Origin of the sequence: Actinomadura terrae (genome assembly GCF_022751215.1) — a bacterium.
GTDB lineage: Bacteria > Actinomycetota > Actinomycetes > Streptosporangiales > Streptosporangiaceae > Spirillospora > Spirillospora terrae.
In genome coordinates this window covers 1-23,540 of sequence record NZ_JAICDG010000010.1, presented here as the reverse complement: position 1 = coordinate 23,540, position 23,540 = coordinate 1, and the positions used below count along the sequence as shown (strand labels likewise).

Here is a 23,540-nt window from a genome sequence, read left to right as displayed (position 1 = left end):
CATGTCTGCACCCAACAAGTCCTACGATCCCGTCGAGGTGTCCGCGTTGAGCCCGCAGGAGCTGGAGCGCGCCCGCGACGAGGCGCTCGCCGCCATCGCCGCGGCCGGCACCCTCGACGACCTCAAGCAGGTCCGCCTGGCGCACGCCGGCGACCGGTCCCCGCTGGCGCTCGCCAACCGCGAGATCGGCGCGCTGCCGCCCGCCGGCCGCGCCGAGGCCGGCAAGCGCATCGGCGCCGCCCGGGGCGCGGTCGCGCAGGCGCTCAAGAAGCGGCAGGCCGAGCTGGAGGACGAGCGCGACCAGCGCGTCCTCGTCGAGGAGACCGTCGATGTCACGCTGCCGTGGGACCGCGCCCCCCGCGGCGCCCGGCACCCGCTGACCACCACGCAGGAGCGGATGGCCGACGTCTTCGTCTCCATGGGCTTCGAGGTCGCCGAGGGTCCCGAGGTCGAGGCGGAGTGGTTCAACTTCGACGCGCTGAACTTCACGCCCGACCACCCCGCCCGCACCATGCAGGACACGTTCTTCGTCGGGTCCGAGGAGACGGGCCTGGTGATGCGCACCCACACCTCGCCGGTGCAGATCAGGTCGCTGCTGTCGCGCCCGCTGCCGGTGTACGTGGTGATGCCGGGCAAGACGTTCCGCACCGACGAGCTGGACGCCACGCACAGCCCCGTCTTCCACCAGCTGGAGGGCCTCGCCGTCGACGAGGGCCTGACGATGGCCGACCTGCGCGGCGGTATCGGCGTGTTCGTGGAGGGGATGTTCGGTGAGGGGCTGAAGACGCGGTTCCGCCCGTCCTACTTCCCGTTCACCGAGCCGTCGGCCGAGGTCGACATGCAGTGCTTCGTGTGCCGGGGCGCCTCGGCCGAGCCGGGCGGCGACCCGTGCCGGACGTGCAGCTCCGAGGGCTGGATCGAGCTGGGCGGCTGCGGGATGGTCAACCCCCGGGTGCTGGTGGCCTGCGGCGTCGACCCCGACCGCTACAGCGGCTGGGCGTTCGGGCTGGGCGTCGAGCGGACGCTGATGTTCCGGCACGGTGTCGAGGACATGCACGACATGGTGGAGGGCGACGTCCGGTTCACCCTCCCGTTCGGGATGGAGATCTGATGCGGGCGCCGCTTTCCTGGGTGCGCGAGTACGTCGAGCTGCCCGCCGGGGTCACCGGCCGCGAGCTGGCCGCGAAGCTGATCGCGGCCGGTCTCGAAGTCGAGACCGTCGAGCGGGCGGGCGCCGACCTGACCGGCCCGCTGGTGGTCGGCCGAGTCCTGGCGATCGAGGAGCTCGCCGGGTTCAAGAAGCCGATCCGCTACTGCCAGGTGGACGTCGGGCAGGCGAACGGCACCGGCGAGCCGCAGAACATCATCTGCGGCGCGACGAACTTCGCCGTCGGCGACCACGTCGTGGTCATCCTGCCCGGCGGGGTGCTGCCGGGCGGGTTCGAGATCGGGGCGCGCAAGACCTACGGCAGGCTGTCGGAGGGGATGATCTGCGCGGTCGACGAGCTGGGCATCGGCGACGACCACGCGGGCATCCTCGTCCTGCCGTCCGACACCACGCCCGGGACGGACGCGGTGGAGCTGCTCGGCCTGCGCGACGACGTCCTCGACATCGCCGTCACGCCGGACCGCGGCTACGCGCTGTCGATCCGCGGCATCGCCCGCGAGGCGGCCACGGCCTACGGGGTTCCGTTCAAGGACCCGGCCGACGTCGAGCTGCCCGCCGACACCGGCGCGTCCTACCCGGCGAGCATCGCCGACCCGTCCGCGTGCGACCGGTTCGTGCTGCGGGAGGTGCGCGGCTTCGACCCGGACGCGACCACGCCCGTGTGGATGCAGACGCGCCTGTACCGTGCCGGGATGCGGCCGGTGTCGCTGGCCGTGGACGTCACCAACTACCTGATGCTGGAGCTGGGCCAGCCGCTGCACGCCTTCGACCGGTCCAAGCTCACCGGCCCGATCGTGGTGCGGCGCGCCGCGCCGGGCGAGGCGCTGGAGACCCTCGACCACGCCAAGCGGACCCTCGACCCCGAGGACATCCTGATCACCGACGAGTCGGGGCCGATCTCGATGGCGGGCACGATGGGCGGCCTCGCCACCGAGATCGACGACCGGTCGTCGGACATGGTCATCGAGGCCGCGCACTTCGACGCCGTCGGCACCGCCCGGATGAGCCGCCGGCACCGGCTGCACAGCGAGGCGTCCTACCGGTTCGAGCGCGGCGTCGACCGCGAGCTGCCGCTGTACGCCTCCTACCGGGCGGCGCGGATGCTGGCCGAGCTGGGCGGCGCCGAGATCGTCCCCGGTGTGACGCACGCGCAGGCGCCGGTGGAGCGGGTCACGGTCACGATGGCCGCGGGCCACCCCGGACGGGTCGCGGGCGTGACCTACACCCCGGACACGGTCGTCCGGCGGCTGGAGGACGTCGGCTGCGCCGTCGCGGGCGGCACCGGCGAGGGCGACGTGCTGACCGTGACGCCGCCGTCGTGGCGTCCCGACCTCGTCGACCCCAACGACCTCGCCGAGGAGGTCATCCGGTTGGAGGGGTACGAGGACATCCCGGTCCGCGCGCCGCGTCCGTCCAACGGGCGGGGGCTGACGCTCCAGCAGCGGCTGCGGCGCCGGGTGGGCCGGGCGCTCGCGGGCGCCGGGTACGTCGAGGTGCTGTCGTTCCCGTTCGCCGCCGAGAAGGACTGGGACGACCTCCAGCTCCCGGCCGGCGACGACCGGCGGACCGCGCTGCGGCTCGCCAACCCCCTCTCCGAGGACGAGCCGCTCCTGCGCACGACGCTGCTGCCCGGGCTGCTGCGCGCCCTCGTCCACAACGTGGGGCGCGGCTTCGGGGACGCGGCGCTGTTCGAGATGGGCCTGGTGTTCCGCCCCCGGCCGGACGCGCCGGAACGGGCGCCGCGGCTCGGCGTCGACCGCGGGCCGACGCCGGAGGAGGTCGCCTCCGTGGAGGCGGCGCTGCCCGACCAGCCGCACCGGGTGGCCGTCGTGCTGTCGGGCGACCGGGAGCCGTCGGGCTGGTGGGGGGCGGGCCGTCCCGCGCTGTGGGCGGACGCCGTCGAGGCCGCCCGCACCGTGGCCCGCGAGGCCGGCGTCGAGCTGGAGGTGCGGGCCGACCAGCACGCCCCGTGGCACCCGGGCCGCTGCGCCGCGCTCTACGCGGGCGACGTCCTGGTGGGCCACGCCGGCGAGCTGCACCCGCGCGTCACCAAGGCGTACGGGCTGCCGCCGCGCACCTGCGCGATGGAGCTGGAGCTGCGCCGCCTGGGCGAGCCCGCGGCGCCCCGCGCGCCGCACGTGTCGACCTACCCGGTCGCCACGCAGGACGTCGCGCTCGTCGTCGACTCCGACGTGCCCGCCGCACGCGTCGCGGCGGCCCTGCGCGAGGGCGCGGGCGAACTGCTGGAGGCGATCCGGCTGTTCGACGTCTACACCGGCGAGCAGGTGGGGGAGGGGCGGAAGTCGCTGGCCTACACGCTGCGCTTCCGCGCGCCCGACCGCACGCTGACGGCGGAGGAGGCGACCACCGCCCGCGACGCGGCGGTCGCCGCCGCGACGGCCCACACCGGCGCCACCCTGCGCGGCGCCTGACCGACCGTCGGACACCTGACCACCGGCAGGCGCCCGACGGGCGGGCTTCCGTCCGCGGCGCCTGACGAACCACAGGCGCCTGATGACCGGCGGGCGCCCGACGATTGACGGGGCGCCTGAGGAGCGGTAGGCAGCGGACGAGCGACAGGGCGGTCTCGCGCGTGATGCGTGGGGCCGTCCTTTCGCGCCTGTTGACGTGGTTTGCTTCATGGTGGCGGTTCGGGTAAGGTGGCCGCGTCACATTGCCGCCCGGTAGGGGAGTCCATTGAGGATCTGAGGTCCGACACCGCGCGACGGCCGCTCTTCGGCCCGCGCACGTGACCTCAGCCGTGGACCTTCGTCCCCGCCGGGCTTTTCCATGCCGTGACGGCTTCTTCCGCCGTGACCGCCTCCAGCCCGCCGGCCGCGTCGCGCGTCCCACGCGGTGTCTCCATGTGTTCTGCCATTCGCTACGCCATCATGGAGGCCCCCTCATGTCATTCGCCATCGTGTGCTCCGGCGTGTCCTTCGCCTGGCCCGACGGCACCAGGGTCCTGCACGATCTGGACGTCGCGTTCGGCGCCACCCGCACCGGCCTGATCGGCGTCAACGGCTCGGGCAAGTCCACGCTGCTGAGGCTGATCGCGGGGGAGCTGGCGCCCGCCTCCGGCAAGATCAGCGTGGCCGGGGAGGTCGGCTACCTGCCGCAGAACCTCCCGCTCGACGGCGCCAGCACCGTCTCGGACCTGCTCGGCATCAGCGCCGCGCGGGCGGCGCTGCACGCCATCGAGCGCGGCGAGGCCACCGAGGAGAACTTCGCCGCCGTCGGCGACGACTGGGACGTCGAGGAGCGCGCCCGCGCCGAACTCGACCGGCTCGGCCTCGGCGAGATCGGCCTGGACCGCACCGTCCCGACGCTGTCGGGCGGCGAGGCCGTCATGGTCGCGCTCGCGGCGCTGTTCCTGGCCCGCCCGGACGTCCTGCTGCTGGACGAGCCGACCAACAACCTCGACCTGGACGCGCGCCGCCGCCTGTACGACGCGGTCGAGTCCTGGACGGGCGTGCTCGTCGTCGTCAGCCACGACCGGGAGCTGCTCGACCGGGTCGAGGAGATCACCGACCTGCGCGAGGGCGCCGTCCGGACGTTCGGCGGCAACCTCACCGCCTACGAGGAGCTGCTCGCGGTCGAGCGGGAGGCCGCCGAGCGGACCGTCCGCGCGGCCGAGACCGACATGCGCCGCCAGAAGCGCGAGCTGGAGGAGGCGCACGTCAAGCTGGCGCGGCGGCTGCGGTACGGCAAGAAGATGCAGGAGAGCAAGCGCGAGCCCAAGATCGTGATGGGCGAGCGCAAGCGGCAGGCGCAGGTCGCGGCGGGCAAGCACCGCGTCATGCACGAGGAGCGGCTCGCCGGGGCCCGCGCCCGGCTCACCGAGGCCGAGGAGGCGGTGCGCGGGGACGCCGAGATCCGGGTGGCGCTGCCCGCCACCGAGGTCCCCGCCGGGCGGACGGTCGTGACCGTGGCCGGGCTCGCGCCGCCCGAGCCGGAGACCGGGTCGCTGGAGGAGCTGATCGTCCGGGGCCCGGAGCGGATCGCGCTGGTCGGCCCGAACGGCTCGGGCAAGACGACGTTCCTGCGGGCCCTGACCGGCGAGTCCGTCCCGGACGGGATGGCGGTGCGGTTGGGGGTCGAGGGCGTCCGCTACCTGCCGCAGCGGCTCGACGTCCTCCACGAGGAGCTCAGCGTCATCGACAACGTGCGCGCGGTCGCGCCGTCGGTGCCGGTGAACCAGGTGCGGGCCGGGCTGGCGCGGTTCCTGTTCCGGGGCGCGCGGGCCGAGCAGCCGGCGGGGACGCTGTCGGGCGGCGAGCGGTTCCGCGCGGTGCTGGCGTCGCTGCTGCTCGCCGAGCCCGCGCCGCGGCTCCTGCTGCTGGACGAGCCGACGAACAACCTCGACATGGCGAGCGTCCGGCAGCTCGGCGAGGCCCTGTCGGGGTACCGGGGCGCGCTGCTGGTGGTCAGCCACGACCTGCCGTTCCTGCGGACGGTCGGGATCACCCGCTGGCTCGCCATGGACCGCCGCGCGGGCCTGTCCGAGGTGGACCCGATGTGACCCCGGGCGGGTCGGCGGGCGGGTGGCACACCCGGTCGGCACACCCGGTCAGCGCACGCGTCCGCGCGCCGCCCGCTCCAGGGCCTCTTCGAGGTCGTCGAGGAACTGCTCGTCGCCGCCCTGCGCCGAGCAGTCCGCCAGCCCGGTCGTGCACCGCAGCCGGTCGCGCAGCCGCTCCTGGAGGACGCGGCTGAACTCGGGGTAGTAGACCGACGAGGGGCGCGGACGCGCGGACGCCACGGCCGCGCGGATCACGGGGGCCTCGGCGTGCAGGACGACCTCCTTGTTCGGGGTCCCCTGGGAGTCGCAGGCCTGGGAGCCCCGGTAGGCGTCCTCGCGCACGGGCGCCCACCCGCCGCAGGCGAACAGCAGCCGCTGCCGCTCCGCGTCGGTGAGGTACTCGACCAGCTCGCGTGCCGCGCGGGCCCGCTCGCCGGTGAGGGAGGCGGCCAGGGCGAGGCTCTGGCCGCCCAGCACCCGCTCGCCCGGGTAGGGGACGGCGCCGAGGCGCTTGGAGAACTCGCTCCCGCTGTTGAGGAGCAGGGCGTAGAACGCGGGCCAGTCGCGCAGGAACGCCACCTCGCCGTTCTCGAAGGCCCGGACGCCCGCCGTCTCGTCGGCCTCCAGCGACGCCGGGGAGATCACCGGCCGCTGCCCCCGCATGGCGTTGGAGAGGTCGCCCAGCGCGTCGCGGACGGCCGCGCGGTCCATCGCGACCTTCCCGTCCTCGTCGACGGTGATGTCGCCGCCCTGGTCGCGGATCAGTTCGAGCATGTCGACGGTGAAGCCCTCGTAGCGGTCGAGTTGCAGCATGAGCCCCGCCTTGAGGCCGGTGCCGGGCCGCATGACCGCGCGCGCCTCCCTCCTGAGCTCCGCCTGGGTCGCCGGGACGCGGGCGACGAGGTCGGTGCGGTAGATGAGCAGGGGCGCGTCGGTGTTGAGCGGCACCGTCCACCGCTCGCCGCGGTACCGCCCGGTGCGCAGGAGGGCCGGGAGGATCGGCCGCAGGCTCGCCTCGGGAAGGTCGTCGAGGGGCCGGATGTAGCCGGCCTCGGCGAACTCCGGCGTCCAGGGGGTGTCGAGGATGTAGACGTCGCCGTCGCAGCCGCCGGAGCGCGCGGTCGACACGAGCTCGCTGTGCTCCATGTCGCTGTTCAGCGGCAGGTGGCGGAACGTCGCCCGGAGCCCGTGCCGGCCGGGCCACTCGCCGACGAGCGCCTGCCGCACGCCGATCGGGTCCTTGCCGCCGACCACGACGAGCGGGGCGCCCGGCGCGCAGCCCGTGGACGGCGCGGACGCCGCCTTCGGGTAGGCGACCAGGCCGACCAGGGTGACCAGTGCTCCGGCGACGGCACCGGTCCACACCGTGTTGGGACGCACCTTCTTCGGCTCCGTTTCTGTGCGTGCGGCCGGTGGCCGGGCCGATGGCCAGGACGATGGCTGGGGGCGGCTAGGGCGAGCGGAAGAGGGCGTCGAACAGCGGGTCGCCGTCCGCGCTCGCGGGGACGCAGTGGAGCCTGTGCTCCGTTCGTCCGAGGTCGACCAGTTCCTTCGGGCATCCCGCACCGGTGAGCGCGAGGACGTGGACGTCCGGGGCGTTCGCGTCCTTCAGGGCGGCCTGGAGCTCCCGGCGGGTGGCGCGGCCGTCGCGGCCCGGGTCGTCGTCGAGGCCGTCGGTGAGCACGACCAGTGCCCGCGGGCCGTCCTGGTCGCCCCCGGCGCGCCGGTCGGCGGCCTCCCCCGCCGCGCGCCGCGCCGCGGCCGCGATCGCGTGGTAGAGCGGCGTCGTCTCGGCGTCGGCCTCGCGCGCCTGCTTCAGCCACCGCTCGATCCGCGTCCTGGCGGCCTCGTCGGCGGGCGCCGTGGGGACGAGCTGCCGCGGGTCGCGGCCCCCGGGGGCGTCCGGGAACCGCCACAGGCCAACCCGGTCGTTGGGGCCGAGCCGGTCCAGCGTGTGGTAGACGAGGTTGCGGGCCTCCGTCAGCAGGGTCCCGTCGTCCACGGGCGTGTTCATCGTCCGGGAGAAGTCGAGCATGAAGTCCACCGAGCGCGGTTTCCACGCGTTGTTCATCAGGGCGCGCGCGTTCCTCAGGTCGTTCAGGCCGAAGCGGGGGTGCGCGGCCGGCACCGCGCCCCGGGGACGCGAGCGGGCCAGCCAGTCGCCGAACCTCTCGGCGAACGAGATCCCGTCCGGGTCGCCGTCCTGCCAGCGGACCTGGACCACCGGCCGGTCGACGGCCATCGCCCCGCCGTCGGGCTGCACGGTCACCAGCTGCCGGGCCCGCGCCCCCGGAGCGTCGCAGCGGGTGCCGGGCCGGTCCTCCTTGACGGTGTCCAGCGGCACGACGGCGGCGGTGACCGGGTCGCCTTCGGGTGCCGTCCGCAGCCGGCAGAGCACCTCGCCGGGGTCGTCCGCCGCGGCGCCGCCGTCGTCGACCCGTCCGGCGAGGGCCCCGCGCCGCTGCTGGGACGGGTCGGCGGTGTCGCCGGAGCGGAGGGCGGCGAGGCCGACCAGGCCCGTCTCGGTGGTGCGCGGGCTCGGCATCAGCAACCGGGCGTCGCCGACCTTCTCCGCGAGCTGCCTCCAGGTCGGGGACTCCGAGGCGGTGAGGCCGAGCCTGCGCGCGTCCGGCTCGGACAGCACGAGCACCAGCGGCGACGGCGGTCCGACGTACCGGCCGCCCCAGCTCAGCCGAGCCTCCGGGGCGTTGTTCCGCACGACCTCCTCGACCGCGGCGCTGGTCGCCGGAAGCCAGACGTCGGGACGCGGCAGCTCCGTGAGGACCCCCATGTCCTTAAAGACGCCGCCGAGGACGTTGCCGGGCGGCGGCGCCTCGAAGACGGTCACGCGGACGGCCAGGCAGCCGTCCGCGTCGCTCTCGGCCTGGACGAACCCGGCGGCCTCGGCCTGCGCCATGGCCATGTTCTCCGGCGCGGCCATGACGCGCACGTCGGGCGGCGGCTCGCAGGCCTCCGCGCCGAGGGACCGGGCCTGGAGCACGACGACCCACCCCGCGACGACGACGGCCGCTCCGCCCAGCGCGGCGCCCCCGACCTTGACGGCGCTCCACCCGCGGTCGACGCCGGCCCGGGCCAACCTCTCCTTGAAGGCGGCGACCCGGTCGGTGTCCTCCAGCCACCACGCCACGAGGCAGACCACGCAGAAGACCCCGGCGAGGTAGAACGGGAAGCGCCGGGGCTCGTCGGCGGCCGCCAGCCCGCCCGCGATGGGCGCGGCGACGCCGAGGAACTGGACCCAGTTCTTGAGCGGGTTCGCCATGCGGGCCTCCGGCCCGCTGCGGGTTCGGGCCTGGTCGCCGGTGGGAGTGGGGAGATGGACACTCTCCGTTCACCTCTGTGACGACCCCGCGGGCACCGGGGTTCCGTGCCCGGCCCCGGGGGCCGGGCCGGATCCGGTCAGGTGAGGACGCGTTTGGTGAAGGTGCGGGTCGCCGCCCAGGACAGCACGACCGTGCCGCCGACGATGGCGAGCAGGAACGCCCAGGCCGGCATGTGGTCGATGCCGGGGGTCAGGGCGGTGCGCAGGCCCTCGCTGACGTACACCAGCGGGTTGACGAGGCTGAGGATCTGGAGCCAGCGGATGTCCTCCAGCGCCGACCACGGGTAGTACACGCAGCCGAGCATGGTCATCGGCAGCAGCACCAGCGCGAACAGCATCTGGACCTTCTGCGGGTTCAGCAGCGTGCCGAGCAGCAGCCCGCCCGCGGCCGACAGCAGCGACCCGGCCACCATCACGAGGATCAGGATCGGCCAGTTCCCGACGTGGACCTTCGGGGCCTGCCCGTCGGCGTGGATGAACAGCACCGCCGGGAACACCAGGACGCCGCCGATCAGCCCCTGCGCCGCCGCCGCGACGATCTTCTGGATCGCCAGCAGCGGCACCGGGATCGGCGCCAGCGCCCGGTCGGTGATCGACTTCTGCCAGTTCAGCTCCATCATCAGCGGGAAGATCACCGCCATCATCGCCTGCATGATGATGGACGAGCCGACGAGGCCGGGCACGAGGATCGTGGAGAACGTCGGCCCGCCGGGCCCGCCCGCCATCGCGCCGCCGCCGAGCTTCGGCAGGACGTAGGCGAACACGAACACGAACATCACCGGCTGCACCAGCACCCGCAGGAACGTCGACAGGAAGTTCTTGCGCATCACCCGCGCCTCGCGCGCCATCATCGCGGCGAACGTGCGGGGGACCGTCGCCCTGGCGGGGGGCGGCGGCGTGAGGACGTGGGAGCTCATTCGCGGTAGTCCCTTCCGGTGATGGTGAGGAAGACGGTCTCCAGGCTGGGGCGGAGCTGGGTCGCGTCGGTGACGCCGACGCCCGCCGCGGCGCCGATCGCGACGAGTTCGCCGAGCACGCCCTCGTGGTCGGCGGCGAACACCCGCACCTGCCCGTCGTTGATCTCGACCTTGCTGATGCCGTCCCGGTCGCCGAGGGCCTTGATCTCCTCCGGGGCCGGCGCGTCGTAGACGACGGTGATGACGGTGTCGGTGCCGGCGCCGCTCTTCAGCTCGTCCACCGTGCCGCTGGCGAGAATCCTGCCGTGGTCGACGACCGCGACCTTGTCGCAGAGCGCCTCGGCCTCCTCCATGTAGTGGGTGGTCAGCACGATCGTCTGGCCGCCCGCCTGGAGGCCGCGCAGCACCTCCCACAGGTTGGTGCGGGTCTGCGGGTCGAGCCCGGCGGTCGGCTCGTCCAGGAACAGCACCTCGGGGCCGTGCATGAGCGCGCGGCAGATCATGAAGCGCTTGGCCTGCCCGCCCGAGATCTCGAACGGGTTGCCGCCGCGCTGGTCGGTGAGCTCGAACAGCTCCATCAGCTCGTCGGCGCGGCGCCGCGCGTCGCGGGCGCTCAGCCCGAAGAACCGGCCGCGGAACTCCAGGTTCTCGCCCGCGGTCAGGTCGCTGTCGAGGGTGTTGTTCTGCGAGACGACGCCGATGCGCCGCTTGATCTCGACCGCGTTCCTCACCACGTCCAGCCCGCAGACCCGAGCGCTGCCGCCGGTCGGGACGACGAGCGTGGTGAGCATGCCGATCGTGGTGGACTTGCCCGCGCCGTTCGGGCCGAGCAGCCCGAAGAACTCGCCCTTCGGGACGTCCAGGTCGATGCCGCGGACGGCGTGCACCTCCGGCCGGGGGCCGGAGGCGGGGTAGGTCTTCTTCAGGTCCGTCGTGCTCACGGCGGATCCGGGGGGTGCGCTCACGCGCCGTCTCCCTTCGCTTCCGGCCGATCCTCGGGGATCGCCACCGGATATTCCTCGAAGCGTTTGATCAGGTTGACCAGGAACCGCCGGACGGCGGGCGCGTCGGGCTCGTCGACGACGTCGTAGAGGTGCCAAAGGTCGCGGCCGATGGGCGGGCCCTTCTCGACGAGCAGCCGCCGCCCCTCCTCGGTGATGTAGACGAGCACGGCGCGCCGGTCGCTCTCCGAGCGGCGCCGTTCCACGTGTCCGTTGCGTTCCAGGGTGTCGACGACCGAGGTCGCCGACGCGGGGGTGATGAGCATCCGCTTGGCGATCTCCCCGGCCCGCAGCCCGTCCTCGGCGAGGAGCATGCGCAGGGTGAAGAACCCGACCGGGCTGACGCCGTGCCGTTCGATGAGCCGCGACACGACGGGGCCCGACATGCGGGACGCGAGGGCGAACAGGCGGCCGACGGGCCACTGCTCGATCGGCCCGAGGCCCGTGAGGTCCCCGAAGCCGAGCTGGCGGGTGTCCATGCCCGGGATTATTAGGGCCCTGATGTTTAGGTGTCAAATCATTAGATTCCTAAGTACTTCGGTGTGGTGCTGGTCTCAGTGGGGTGGGATCGGCCGTTCCGGCGTTGAATAGTCATCCACGCTCCTGCATACTCTTGCTCATTGCTTCCGAAGGGCGAGTGTGAGATGGGAATCCGGACGGCCGTCGCCGGCGCCAGCGGCTACGCGGGCGGCGAGGTGCTGCGCCTCCTGGCGGGACATCCAGAGTTCGAGATCGGCGCGCTGACCGCGGGCTCCAACGCGGGCACCGAACTGGGCGAGCACCAGCCCCACCTGCGATCCCTGGCCGGGCGCGTCCTGGCCGAGACCACCCCCGAGACCCTCGCCGGGCACGACGTGGTGTTCCTGGCGCTGCCGCACGGGCAGTCGGGGCCGCTCGCCGCCGAGCTGGGCGAGGACGTCCTGGTCGTCGACTGCGGCGCCGACCACCGCCTCACCGACCCCGCCGCCTGGGAGCGCTTCTACGGGACGCCCCACGCCGGCACCTGGCCCTACGGCCTGCCCGAGCTGCCCGGCCAGCGCGAGCGGCTGCGCGGCGCCCGGCGGATCGCGGTCCCCGGCTGCTACCCGACGGCGGTCGACCTCGCGCTGTTCCCCGCGTTCGCCGCCGGGCTCGCCGAGCCCGACGTGGTCGTGGTCGCCGCGTCCGGCACCTCGGGCGCCGGGCGGGCGCTCAAGCCGCACCTGCTCGGCAGCGAGGTCATGGGCTCGGTCGGCGCCTACGCCGTCGGCGGGACGCACCGCCACACGCCCGAGATGGTCCAGGGCCTCAGCGCCGTCGCGGGGGAGGAGGTCACGGTCTCCTTCACCCCGACGCTCGCGCCGATGAGCCGGGGCATCCTCGCGACCTGCACCGCCAAGGCCCGTCCCGGCGTCACCGCCGCGACGCTCCGCGCCGCCTACGAGTCCGCCTACGCGGGGGAGCCGTTCCTCGGCCTGCTGCCGGAGGGGCGATGGCCCGCCACGTCCATGACGCTGGGCGCCAACACCGCGCTCGTCCAGGTCGCCCTGGACGAGGCCGCCGGGCGCGTCGTCGCCGTCGCCGCCATCGACAACCTCACCAAGGGGACCGGCGGCGCCGCCGTGCAGAGCGCCAACCTCGCCCTCGGCCTTCCGGAAGAACTCGGGCTGACCACGATCGGAGTGTCCCCTTGAGCGTCACCGCCCCCCAGGGCTTCCGCGCCGCAGGCGTCGTCGCCGGACTGAAGGAGAACGGCGCCCGCGACGTGGCCCTCGTCGTCAACGACGGGCCGTCGCGCGCGGCGGCCGGCGTCTTCACCCGCAACCGGGTCAGGGCCGCTCCCGTCCTGTGGACCGAGCAGGTGATCAAGGGCGGCCGCGTCCACGCCGTCGTGCTGAACTCCGGCGGCGCGAACGCCTGCACGGGCGCGTCCGGCTTCCAGGACACCCACGCCACCGCCGAGGCCGTCGCCGCCGCGCTGGAGGACTCGGCCGGCGAGGTCGCGGTCTGCTCCACCGGCCTGATCGGCGAGCGCCTCCCGATGGACGTCCTGCTGCCCGGCGTCGGCAAGGCCGCCGCCGAGCTGTCGCGCGGGGACGGCGGGCTCGCCGCCGCCGACGCGATCCGCACCACCGACACCGTCGCCAAGATCGCCTTCCGGCAGGGCGAGGGCGGCTACCGGATCGGCGCGATGGCCAAGGGCGCGGGCATGCTCGCCCCGTCGCTGGCGACGATGCTGTGCGTCATCACCACCGACGCCGACCTGCCCGCCGCCGCGCTGGACCGGGCGCTGCGCGCCGCGACCGGCGCCACCCTCGACCGGCTCGACGCCGACGGCTGCATGTCCACCAACGACACCGTCCTGCTGCTGGCCTCCGGCGCCGCCGGGGTCGTCCCCGGCGAGGAGGAGTTCACCGCGCTCGTCACCGACGTGTGCGCCGACCTCACCCGGCAGCTGCTCGTGGACGCCGAGGGCGCGAGCAAGGCCATCGCGATCGAGGTCGTCGGCGCCGCGTCCGAGGACGACGCGGTCGCCGTCGGGCGCTCGATCGCCCGCAACAACCTGCTCAAGTGCGCCATCCACGGCGAGGACCCGAACTGGGGCCGGGTCCTGTCGGCCGTCGGGACCACCGACGCGGTCTTCGACCCCGACCGGATCAACGTCGCGATCAACGGCGTGTGGGTGTGCCGGAACGGCTCGTTCGGCGACGACCGCGACCGCGTGGATCTGCGCCCCCGGGACGTGACGATCACCGTCGACCTCTCGGCGGGCTCGGCGGCCGCGACGGTCTGGACGACCGACCTCACCGCCGAGTACGTCCACGAGAACTCGGCGTACTCGACATGAGCGACCTGACCGCCAGCACCGAGACACAGACCGAGACGCAGAACGAGACGCGGACCGAGCCGCGGGCCGGGGCGCGCGGCGAGCCGCAGCGCCGCGCGGAGACGCTGATCAGGGCGCTGCCGTGGCTGGAGCGCTTCCACGGCGCGACCGTCGTGATCAAGTACGGCGGGCACGCGATGTCCGACGAGGCGCTGCGCCACTCCTTCGCCGAGGACGTGGTGTTCCTGCGCTACGCGGGCCTGCGGCCGGTCGTCGTGCACGGCGGCGGCCCGCAGATCGACACCGCGCTCGCCCGCAACGGCATCGACTCCACCTTCACCGCCGGGCTGCGGGTCACGACGCCGGAGGCCATGGAGGTCGTCCGGATGGTGCTGACCGGGCAGGTGCAGCGCGACGTCGTCGGGCTCATCAACCGGCACGGCCCGTTCGCGCTCGGCATGTCCGGCGAGGACGCCAACCTGTTCACCGCCGAGCGCAAGCGCGCGCTCGTCGACGGCGAGCCCGTCGACATCGGCCAGGTCGGCGAGATCGTCGAGGTGCAGGTCGGGGCGCTGAAGGCGCTGCTGGACGACGGCCGGATCCCGGTCGTGTCCAGCATCGCGCGCGGCGACGACGGCGAGGTGTTCAACGTCAACGCCGACACCGTCGCCGCGGCCGTCGCGGTCGCGCTCGACGCCGCGAAGCTCGTCGTCCTCACCGACGTCGAGGGCCTGTACGCCGACTGGCCGAACAGCGAGGACGTGATCGACAGCCTCACCACCGACGAGCTGGCGGAGCTGCTGCCGGGCCTGTCGGCGGGGATGGTGCCGAAGATGGAGGCCTGCCTGTCCGCCGTGCGCGGCGGCGTCCCGCGGGCCCACGTGCTGGACGGCCGCGTCCCGCACGCGCTGCTGCTGGAGATCTTCACCGACGAAGGGATCGGCACGATGGTGCTGCCCACCCCCCAGGGGACGGCGTCATGACCGCGAACGACGACCTCAGGACGCGGTACGAGGCCGCGTTCATGCCCAACTACGGCGTCCCGCCGCTCGCGCTGGCGCGCGGCGAGGGCGCCCGGGTCTTCGACGTCGACGGCCGCGCGTACCTCGACCTGATCGCCGGCATCGCGGTCAGCTCCCTCGGGCACGCCCACCCGGCGCTGGTCGAGGCCGTGTCCACGCAGGTCGCGACGCTGGCGCACACCTCCAACCTGTTCCTGCACGAGCCCGAGGTGCTGCTCGCCGAGCGGCTGCGCGGCCTGCTGGACGGCGACGGCCGCGTGTTCCTCACCAGCAGCGGCACCGAGGCCAACGAGTGCGCGCTCAAGCTCGCGATCAAGTACGGCCGGGCGCACGGGCGGGCGCGCTTCGTCGCGACCGAGAACGGGTTCCACGGCCGCACCATGGGCGCGCTGTCGCTGACCGGCAAGGCGTCGATCCGCGAGCCGTTCGGACCGTTCGCGCTGGACGTGACCTTCGTCCCCTACGGGGACGCGGAAGCGCTCAAGGCCGCCGTCGCCGAGGACTGCGCGGCGGTGTTCCTCGAACCCACGCAGGGCGAGGCCGGGGTCGTCCCCCCGCCGGAGGGCTACCTCGCCGCCGCCCGCGAGATCTGCGACGCCGCCGGCGCGCTGCTGGTCGCGGACGAGATCCAGGCCGCGATCGGGCGCACCGGAGCCTGGTTCGCCTTCCAGGCCGAGAACGCCAAGCCCGACATCCTGACGCTGGCCAAGGGCCTCGGCGGCGGCCTGCCGATCGGCGCGTGCGTCGCGTTCGGCGAGCACGGCGACCTGTTCGCCAAGGGCGACCACGGCAGCACGTTCGGCGGCAACCCGGTCGGCGCCGCCGCCGCCCTCGCCGTCCTCGACACGATCGAGAAGGACGGCCTGCTCGGCAACGCCGCCGCCGTGGGCGAGGTCCTCGGCAGCGGGCTCGCCGCCGTCGAGCACCCGCTGCTCGCGGGCGTCCGGGGCCGCGGGCTGTGGCTCGCCACCGTCCTCACCGGGCCGCACGCCCCCGCCGTGGAGGCCGCCGCCCGCGACGCCGGATTCCTCATCAACGCGCTCCAGCCCGACGCGCTGCGGATCGCGCCGCCGCTCGTCCTCACCGCCGCGCAGGCGGAGTCGTTCGTCGCCGCGTTCCCCTCGATCCTCGACGCGGCGTCCGCCGCCCTCACGCCCGCGCACCCTCACGCGAAGGAGAGCTGACCGTGACCAGGCACTTCCTCCGCGACGACGACCTCGCCCCCGCCGAGCAGGCCGAGGTGCTCGACCTCGCCGTCCGGGCCAAGGCCGACCGGTTCGCGCTGCGGCCGCTGGAGGGCCCGAGGACGGTCGCCGTCCTGTTCGACAAGCCGTCCACCCGCACCCGGATCTCGTTCGCCACCGGCGTCGCCGAACTCGGCGGCCACGCCCTGGTCATGGACGCCGGATCCAGCCAGCTCGGCCGCGGCGAACCCATCGCCGACACCGCGCGCGTCCTGGAACGGCAGGTCAGCGCCATCGTCTGGCGGACGTCCAGGCAGGAGCGCATCGAGGAGATGGCCGCCGGCACCACGGTCCCGGTGGTCAACGCCCTCACCGACGAGTTCCACCCCTGCCAGATCCTCGCCGACCTCCAGACCGTCCGGGAGGCCAAGGGCGCCCTCGCCGGCGCCACCCTCGCCTACTTCGGCGACGGCGCCAACAACATGGCCCACTCCTACCTGCTCGGCTGCGCCACCGCCGGGATGCACGTCCGGATCGGCGCGCCCGCCGCCCAGCCCCCGGACGCCGCCGTCGTCGCCCGCGCCACCGAGATCGCCGCCGCGACCGGCGGCTCGGTCACCGTGACCGACGACGCCAAGCGCGCCGCCGCCGGAGCCGACGTCCTCGCCACCGACACGTGGGTGTCGATGGGGCAGGAGGGCAAGGACACCTCCCTGTACGACCCCTACGCCGTCGGCGAGGAGCTGCTCGCCCTCGCCGACCCCGCCGCGATCGTCCTGCACTGCCTGCCCGCCTACCGGGGCAAGGAGATCGCCGCGTCCGTCCTGGACGGCCCCCGCAGCCGCGTCTGGGACGAGGCGGAGAACCGGCTGCACGCCCAGAAGGCCCTGCTGACGTGGCTGCTGGAGCGCTCGTGACGACCCCCATGACCAAGGCCGCCCGGCACGCCCGGGTGATCGAGCTGCTGACCCGGCACCCCGTCCACTCCCAGGGCGAGCTGGCGAAGCTGCTCGTCGACGAGGGCGTCGAGGTCACCCAGGCCACGCTCTCGCGCGACCTCGTGGAGATCGGCGCGGTCAAGCTCCGCGCCGACGACGGCACGCTCATCTACGCGGTCCCCGGCGAGGGCGGCGAGCGCATCCGGCGCGCCCGCACCGGCACTGCCGAGACCTTCACCGGACGGCTCGGCCGGATCGCGGCGGAGCTGCTGGTGTCGGCCGAGGCGTCCGCCAACCTCGTCATCGCGCGGACCCCGCCTGGGGCCGCGCAGTACCTCGCGTCGGCGATCGACCACGCCGAATGGCCCTCGATCCTCGGCACCGTCGCCGGCGACGACTCGATCCTCGTCATCGCCCGCGACCCGCAGGGCGGCGAGCACGTCGCCGAGTCGCTGCTCAAGCTGGCGGGCGGCCGCGAGCGACGAAGTCAGGGGCCGACGGCCCCCTGACCCCGCCCTTCCACCATCGGACACTTTTCTCACAGGAGATGACGACCATGAGCGAGCGCGTCGTACTCGCGTACTCCGGGGGCCTGGACACCTCCGTGGCGATCCCGTTCCTCGCCGAGCAGACCGGCGGCGAGATCATCGCGGTGGCGGTCGACGTCGGCCAGGGCGGCGAGGACCTCGACGCCATCCGCGACCGGGCGCTGGCCTGCGGCGCGGCCGAGGCCGTCGTCGTCGACGCCAGGGAGGAGTTCGCCGCGGACTTCTGCGTCCCCGCGCTCCAGGCGAACGCCCTCTACATGGACCGCTACCCGCTGCTGTCCTCGCTGTCCCGGCCGCTGATCGTCAAGCACCTCGTCTCGGCCGCGAAGGAGTTCGGCGGGACGTCGGTCTCGCACGGCTGCACCGGCAAGGGCAACGACCAGGTCCGCTTCGAGGCCGGCCTGTCCGCCCTCAACCCCGACCTGAAGGTCATCGCGCCCGCCCGCGACTTCGCCTGGACGCGCGACAAGGCCATCGCGTTCGCCGAGGAGAAGGGCCTGCCGATCGACGTGTCGGCCAAGTCGCCCTACTCCATCGACCAGAACCTGTGGGGGCGCGCCGTCGAGACCGGGTTCCTGGAGGACATCTGGAACGGCCCGATCGAGGACGTCTACGACTACACCGCCGACCCCGCGCAGCCGCGCGAGGCCGACGAGGTCGTCATCACCTTCGCCGCCGGCGTCCCGGTCGCGCTGGACGGCCGCCCGCTCACCCCGTACCAGGTCATCGACGAGCTGAACCGGCGCGCGGGCGCCCAGGGCGTCGGCCGCATCGACATGGTCGAGGACCGGCTCGTCGGCATCAAGAGCCGCGAGGTGTACGAGGCGCCCGGCGCGATCGCGCTGATCACCGCGCACATGGAGCTGGAGAGCGTCACCGTCGAACGCGACCTCGCCCGCTTCAAGCGGTCGGTCGACCAGCGGTGGGGCGAGCTCGTCTACGACGGCCTCTGGTTCTCGCCGCTCAAGGACGCCCTCGACGCGTTCATCGCCGACGCGCAGCGGCAGGTGTCCGGCGAGATCCGGATGACCCTGCACGGCGGCCGCGCCGTCGTCACCGGGCGGCGCAGCGACGCGTCCCTGTACAGCTACGACCTCGCCACCTACGACACCGGCGACACCTTCGACCAGAGCCTCGCCAAGGGCTTCGTCGAGCTGTGGAGCCTGCCCAGCAAGATCGCCGCCAAGCGCGACCGGGACCAGGCCGGCTGACCGCCGCCCGGCTCTCAGCCGGGGCGCGGCGCCGCGGGGGGTGTCCCCGGCGGCGGCGCGCCCCGGATACCGTTTGCCCATGCCCCGCGGCGGACAGCCGTGGTGGGATGGCAGGAACACGACACGCACAGCGGTGGGAAGAAGAGGATCTCCGTGACCAAGGCACCGACGCGACTGTGGGGCGGCCGGTTCGAAGGCGGCCCGGCGGACGCGCTCGCGCGGCTCTCGGTGAGCGTCCAGTTCGACTGGCGGCTCGCCCCGTACGACCTGATGGGCTCCCGCGCGCACGCCCGCGTCCTCAACCGGGCGGGGCTGCTCACCGACGACGAGCTGACGCGCATGCTCGGCGCGCTGGACGACCTGGAGGCCGCCTGCCGGTCCGGAGAGTTCCGTCCCGCCGTCGCCGACGAGGACGTGCACACCGCCCTCGAACGCGGCCTGCTGGAACGCCTCGGCACCCTCGGCGGCAAGCTGCGCGCCGGCCGCAGCCGCAACGACCAGGTCGCCACCGACCTGCGCCTGTACCTGCGCGACCACGCCCGCCAGATCGTCTCCCGGCTGGTCGAGCTGGAGACCGCGCTGATCGCGCAGGCCGAGCACAACCTCGGCGTGGCCGCCCCGGGCATGACCCACCTCCAGCACGCCCAGCCCGTGCTGTTCTCCCACCAGCTGCTCGCGCACGTCCAGCCGCTCACACGCGACATCGACCGGCTCCGCGACTGGGACCGCCGCGCCGCCGTGTCCCCGCTCGGCTCCGGCGCCCTCGCCGGGTCCTCGCTGCCGCTGGACCCGCAGGCCACCGCCGCCGAGCTCGGCTTCGACGCCGCCGCCGCCAACTCCATGGACGCCGTCGCCGACCGCGACTTCGTCGCCGAGTTCCTGTTCGCCGCCGCGCTGACCGGCGTCCACCTGTCGCGCCTCGGCGAGGAGATCTGCCTCTGGGCGTCCCAGGAGTTCCGCTGGATCGAGATGGACGACACCTACGCCACCGGGTCGTCGATCATGCCGCAGAAGAAGAACCCCGACGTCGCCGAGCTGGCGCGCGGCAAGGCGGGCCGCCTCATCGGCCACCTCGTCGGCCTGCTGACGACGCTCAAGGGCCTGCCGCTCACCTACAACCGCGACCTCCAGGAGGACAAGGAGGGCGCCTTCGACGCCGTCGAGACGCTCCTGCTCGTCCTGCCCGCCATGTCCGGGCTGATCGCGACCATGCGGGTCAACACCGAGCGCCTGGAGGCCCTCGCCCCCGACGGCTTCGCCCTCGCCACCGATCTCGCCGAGCTGCTCGTCCGCCGGGGCGTGGCGTTCCGCGACGCCCACGAGATCGTCGGGCACCTCGTCGTCTGGTGCCAGGTCAACGACAAGGACTTCGGCGACCTCACCGACGACGAGCTCGCGAAGGTGTCCCCGTCGCTGACGCCCGACGTGCGCGAGGTGCTCAACGTGCAGGGCGCGCTCGCGTCCCGGAAGGCCTACGGCGGCACCGCCCCCGAGCGCGTCCGTGAGCAGATCGACAACCTGCGCGCCGAGGTCAACGACCACGCCGCGTGGGCCTCGTAGGCCCGGCCGGGGTCGGCTGGACGGCTGAGGGCACCCCGGAACGCCCTTAGGCTTTTGCGGACGCCCGGCGGTTCCCTCGGTCCCGGGCCGAGGGCGCCCGCCGGATCCACCCCACGACCCACGGTGAGGCGATGAACGGAGCGCTGCTGCCACGGGACTTCCTCGACCGCCCGGTGGACGAGGTCGCGCCCGCCCTGCTCGGACAGGTGCTCCGGCACCGCACCCCCGCCGGCGAGGTCGCCGTCCGGCTCACCGAGGTCGAGGCGTACGCGGGGCCCCTGGACCCCGCGTCCCACGCCTACCGCGGGCCGACACCGCGCAACGCCGTCATGTTCGGGCCGCCCGGCTTCGCCTACGTGTACTTCACCTACGGCATGCACTTCTGCATGAACATCGTCTGCGGACCCGACGGGACCTCCTCGGCGGTCCTGCTCCGCGCCGGGGAGATCGTCGCGGGCGAGGAGACGGCGCGGGCGCGCCGGCCCCGCTCGTCCGTCCGCGACCTGGCGCGCGGCCCCGCGCGGCTCTGCCAGGCGCTCGGCATCGCCCGCGAGCAGAACGGCCTCGACGTGTGCTCCCCGGGCGGGCCGCTGACCGTCCACGTCGGCGAGCCCGCCGACCCCGCGCTCATCAGGACCGGGCCCCGGACGGGGGTCAACGGCGCCAAGGACGTGCCCTGGCGGTTCTGGATCGACGGCGACCCGAGCGTCTCCCCGTACCGTCCGCACGTCCCGAGGAAGCGCAAGAAGGTCGTCGCCGATGACTGACCCGGCCCCGCCGGCTTCGCTTGCGGCCGGCGGCCCGCCGCACCCTCGACCGTGGTCCAGACGCCGGCGGTGGGCCGGCGGCGGCCTGGTCGCGGCCGTCCTCCTCCTGGCGGTCACGCTGGGCGTCGACTCCTACGGCGCGTCGATCAGCGAGTCCGGAGAGTCGAGGCAGCCGCCGCCGAAGGGCGAGGCGTCCGTCCGGTACTTCGTCGCCGTCCAGGACAACCGCAGCAAGATCCTGCATCGGCATCGGTACTACGACCTATTCGTGGGCATGATCGTGTCGGGCCGCCGCGACCCGGCCTACGGGCACTGGGTCCGCCTGGACCGGGGGTTCTCCGAGCGGCCCGCCATCAAGAACGTCCACTGGGACCGGACGGGCGTCCGGGTGGCCTTCACCTCGGGACACGACGTGTTCGTCCCCGCCCGCGCCTACACCGGGCATTGAATATCGTTGGCCAGACGCCGACGGGCCGGGGCACCCTGGACACGCCGGGCCCGCCCGGCGACCACCACAGAGCAAGCCGGAGACGAGGAAGACCGTGACCGACATCCTGGACGATCTCGCGTGGCGCGACCTGATCGCGCAGTCCACCGACCTGGACGAACTGCGGGCGCTGCTCGCCGCGGGACCGGTCACGCTGTACTGCGGGTTCGACCCGACGGCCCCCTCGCTGCACCTCGGCAACCTGATGCAGATCCTCCTGCTGCGGCGCTTCCAGCGGGCCGGGCACCGGCCCCTCGGCCTGGTCGGCGGCGCCACCGGCCTGATCGGCGACCCGAGCGGCAAGAGCGCCGAACGCGTGCTGAACTCCGAGGAGACCGTCGCCGGCTGGGTCGAGCGCGTCCGCGCCCAGGTCGCGCGGTTCCTGGACTTCGGTGACGGCCCGACGGCCGCGACGATGGTCAGCAACCTCGAATGGACCGGACCGATGTCCGCGATCGAGTTCCTGCGCGACATCGGCAAGCACTTCCCGGTCAACCGCATGCTCGCCCGCGAGACCGTCAAGGCCCGCCTCGACAGCACGGGGATGAGCTACACCGAGTTCAGCTACGTCCTGCTCCAGTCGATGGACTTCCTGGAGCTGCACCGCCGGTACGGGTGCGTCCTCCAGACCGGCGGCAGCGACCAGTGGGGCAACCTCACCGCCGGGGTGGACCTCATCCGCCGCGTCGAGGGCGGCACGGCGCACGCACTGACCACGCCGCTGCTCACGAAGGCGGACGGGACCAAGTTCGGCAAGACCGCCGGCGGCGAGACGTACTGGCTCGATCCCGAGCTGACCCCGCCGTACGCGTTCTACCAGTTCTGGATCAACGCGGACGACCGGGACGTCGAGATGTACCTCAAGGCGTTCAGCTTCCGCTCCCGCGAGGAGATCGAGGACCTGATCAAACAGGGCGTCGGCCGCCCCGCGGCCCGCGCCCCGCAACGGGCGCTCGCCGAGGAGATGACCACGCTCGTCCACGGTGCCGACGAGACCGCCCGGGTCGTGGCCGCGTCCCGCGCCCTGTTCGGCCAAGGCGCCCTGGAGGAGCTGGACGAACGGACGCTGAAGTCGGCGCTCGCGGAGGTTCCGCGCACCGAGGTCCCGCCGGGCGCCCTGCCGACCGTCGCCGACCTCCTGGCCGCCACGGGCCTGTGCAAGAGCAAGTCCGAGGCGCGCCGCGCGATCGCCCAGGGAGGCGCCTACCTCAACAACGCCAAGGTCGAGTCGGACGACGCGGCGCCCGCCGCGACCGACCTCCTGCACGGTCGCTTCCTCGTCCTGCGGCGCGGGAAGCGCAACGTCGGCGGCGTCGAGGTGACGTCGGAGTGAAGCACGTCTGACCTGCGAAGAACGGACGCCCGCTCGGCTCGCGCCGGGCGGGCGTCCGTCATCGCGCGCCCAAAGTTCGGCAAGTAAACGTCACAGTGCGGTTACGGGCGACGGCCGGTGGGCATGTTCAAAGGTCCGAAAACATACTCTGACCAGGCCTTTCATGCCGCTGGGAGGGTGATTTGACGGTCCCGCCGACGGGACCTAATCTTCTAAACGCCCCACGGGGGAGCGGGACGCCGACACGGTGGCCGGCCCCAAGGGGACACCTCCACAGACCAGCTGGGCGGGACTTTCTCCTGCCCAAATGGGACGTGAGGTGCCAAAGAGCCCACAGTTTGACATACCGGGCGCTTCGGATAGCATAGAAGGGTTGCCCCGGAGCGGGGCTCGCGGAAGCGGGTTCGGCGCGGTGGGTGTCCGTTTCTTGAGAACTCAACAGCGTGTTAAAAGCCAGTGCCTTTATCGGCCCGGCCATGTTTGGTCGGGTCGCCCCGTGGCTCTGAACTCCCTTTTCGGAGGGTGGTTGAGGGCTGGGGATTTCTTTGAGGCAATATGCCAGCCCTATTTGGGGTTGGTGTTTGCTGGGATTTTCTTCTGAGGTTTGGCTGCTTGGGGTTCGCCCCCTGGGTGGTCGTGTGGCCTTGATGGAGAGTTTGATCCTGGCTCAGGACGAACGCTGGCGGCGTGCTTAACACATGCAAGTCGAGCGGAAAGGCCCCTTCGGGGGTACTCG

19 protein-coding genes and 1 rRNA gene are annotated in these 23,540 nt (G+C 73.4%); 15 read left to right on the top strand and 5 right to left on the bottom strand.

What is annotated here, in order from left to right; genetic code table 11:
- Nucleotide 1 precedes the first annotated feature (1 nt).
- The 3 genes from pheS to K2F47_RS38685 all read left to right on the top strand — a co-directional run bounded on the left by pheS (nt 2) and on the right by K2F47_RS38685 (nt 5,690).
- The gene (gene pheS / locus K2F47_RS38695; RefSeq protein ID WP_242911230.1) at nt 2–1,111 is read left to right on the top strand and encodes a phenylalanine--tRNA ligase subunit alpha; all 1,110 of its coding nucleotides are present in this window, start codon (nt 2–4) and stop codon (nt 1,109–1,111) included.
- The gene (pheT, locus tag K2F47_RS38690) at nt 1,111–3,600 is read left to right on the top strand and encodes a phenylalanine--tRNA ligase subunit beta (protein ID WP_242911229.1); all 2,490 of its coding nucleotides are present in this window, start codon (nt 1,111–1,113) and stop codon (nt 3,598–3,600) included. Before pheS ends, pheT begins: the two co-directional genes overlap by 1 nt.
- Nucleotides 3,601–4,073: 473 nt before the next feature.
- A complete protein-coding gene (locus K2F47_RS38685) occupies nt 4,074–5,690 on the top strand; it encodes an ABC-F family ATP-binding cassette domain-containing protein (protein ID WP_242911228.1) in 1,617 nt (538 codons plus the stop codon).
- A 48-nt stretch (nt 5,691–5,738) separates the two neighbouring features.
- Here K2F47_RS38685 and K2F47_RS38680 read toward each other — a convergent pair whose 3' ends face one another.
- The 5 genes from K2F47_RS38680 to K2F47_RS38660 all read right to left on the bottom strand — a co-directional run bounded on the left by K2F47_RS38680 (nt 5,739) and on the right by K2F47_RS38660 (nt 11,427).
- On the bottom strand, nt 5,739–7,070 hold the full coding sequence (locus tag K2F47_RS38680; RefSeq protein ID WP_242911227.1) for an extracellular solute-binding protein: 1,332 nt from the start codon (nt 7,068–7,070) through the stop codon (nt 5,739–5,741).
- A gap of 70 nt (nt 7,071–7,140) precedes the next feature.
- Complete coding sequence (locus K2F47_RS38675; RefSeq protein ID WP_242911226.1) at nt 7,141–8,970, bottom strand: vWA domain-containing protein; 1,830 nt, start codon at nt 8,968–8,970, stop codon at nt 7,141–7,143.
- Nucleotides 8,971–9,107: 137 nt separating this feature from the next.
- Nucleotides 9,108–9,947: an ABC transporter permease gene (locus K2F47_RS38670; RefSeq protein ID WP_242911225.1), complete on the bottom strand. Its 840-nt coding sequence runs from the start codon at nt 9,945–9,947 to the stop codon at nt 9,108–9,110.
- Nucleotides 9,944–10,888 carry an ABC transporter ATP-binding protein gene (locus K2F47_RS38665; RefSeq protein WP_242911224.1) on the bottom strand — a complete coding sequence of 315 codons (945 nt, stop codon included), beginning with the start codon at nt 10,886–10,888 and terminating at the stop codon, nt 9,944–9,946. The genes K2F47_RS38670 and K2F47_RS38665 overlap by 4 nt, the downstream gene beginning before the upstream one ends.
- Before the next feature lie 20 nt (nt 10,889–10,908).
- Nucleotides 10,909–11,427, bottom strand: a complete 519-nt coding sequence (locus K2F47_RS38660; protein WP_242911223.1) for a MarR family winged helix-turn-helix transcriptional regulator — start codon at nt 11,425–11,427, stop codon at nt 10,909–10,911.
- A gap of 165 nt (nt 11,428–11,592) precedes the next feature.
- On the opposite strand from K2F47_RS38660, the gene argC reads away from it, so the two are divergent.
- The 12 genes from argC to K2F47_RS38600 form a co-directional block, all read left to right on the top strand.
- The gene (argC, locus tag K2F47_RS38655; protein WP_242911222.1) at nt 11,593–12,621 is read left to right on the top strand and encodes an N-acetyl-gamma-glutamyl-phosphate reductase; all 1,029 of its coding nucleotides are present in this window, start codon (nt 11,593–11,595) and stop codon (nt 12,619–12,621) included.
- A complete protein-coding gene (gene argJ, locus K2F47_RS38650; RefSeq protein WP_242911221.1) occupies nt 12,618–13,775 on the top strand; it encodes a bifunctional glutamate N-acetyltransferase/amino-acid acetyltransferase ArgJ in 1,158 nt (385 codons plus the stop codon). The genes argC and argJ overlap by 4 nt, the downstream gene beginning before the upstream one ends.
- Nucleotides 13,772–14,737: an acetylglutamate kinase gene (gene argB, locus K2F47_RS38645; protein ID WP_242911220.1), complete on the top strand. Its 966-nt coding sequence runs from the start codon at nt 13,772–13,774 to the stop codon at nt 14,735–14,737. Before argJ ends, argB begins: the two co-directional genes overlap by 4 nt.
- Nucleotides 14,734–15,960, top strand: coding sequence for an acetylornithine transaminase (locus K2F47_RS38640; protein WP_242911219.1), 1,227 nt, complete (start codon nt 14,734–14,736; stop codon nt 15,958–15,960). The genes argB and K2F47_RS38640 overlap by 4 nt, the downstream gene beginning before the upstream one ends.
- A gap of 2 nt (nt 15,961–15,962) precedes the next feature.
- Nucleotides 15,963–16,877, top strand: a complete 915-nt coding sequence (gene argF / locus K2F47_RS38635) for an ornithine carbamoyltransferase (protein WP_242911218.1) — start codon at nt 15,963–15,965, stop codon at nt 16,875–16,877.
- An 8-nt stretch (nt 16,878–16,885) separates the two neighbouring features.
- Entirely contained in the window at nt 16,886–17,407 is a 522-nt protein-coding gene (locus tag K2F47_RS38630) for an arginine repressor (RefSeq protein ID WP_242911332.1), read from the top strand.
- Between the two features lie 47 nt (nt 17,408–17,454).
- Nucleotides 17,455–18,657 (top strand): argininosuccinate synthase, encoded by a 1,203-nt coding sequence (locus K2F47_RS38625; RefSeq protein WP_242911217.1) that lies wholly within the window; start codon nt 17,455–17,457, stop codon nt 18,655–18,657.
- 153 nt (nt 18,658–18,810) lie between these two features.
- Nucleotides 18,811–20,217: an argininosuccinate lyase gene (gene argH / locus K2F47_RS38620; protein WP_242911216.1), complete on the top strand. Its 1,407-nt coding sequence runs from the start codon at nt 18,811–18,813 to the stop codon at nt 20,215–20,217.
- Nucleotides 20,218–20,348: 131 nt separating this feature from the next.
- Nucleotides 20,349–20,984 carry a DNA-3-methyladenine glycosylase gene (locus K2F47_RS38615; RefSeq protein WP_242911215.1) on the top strand — a complete coding sequence of 212 codons (636 nt, stop codon included), beginning with the start codon at nt 20,349–20,351 and terminating at the stop codon, nt 20,982–20,984.
- Nucleotides 20,977–21,432, top strand: a complete 456-nt coding sequence (locus K2F47_RS38610) for a hypothetical protein (protein ID WP_242911214.1) — start codon at nt 20,977–20,979, stop codon at nt 21,430–21,432. Before K2F47_RS38615 ends, K2F47_RS38610 begins: the two co-directional genes overlap by 8 nt.
- 94 nt (nt 21,433–21,526) lie before the next feature.
- Nucleotides 21,527–22,804 carry a tyrosine--tRNA ligase gene (gene tyrS, locus K2F47_RS38605; protein ID WP_242911213.1) on the top strand — a complete coding sequence of 426 codons (1,278 nt, stop codon included), beginning with the start codon at nt 21,527–21,529 and terminating at the stop codon, nt 22,802–22,804.
- 644 nt (nt 22,805–23,448) lie between these two features.
- A 16S ribosomal RNA gene (locus K2F47_RS38600) occupies nt 23,449–23,540 on the top strand; the annotation flags it as partial.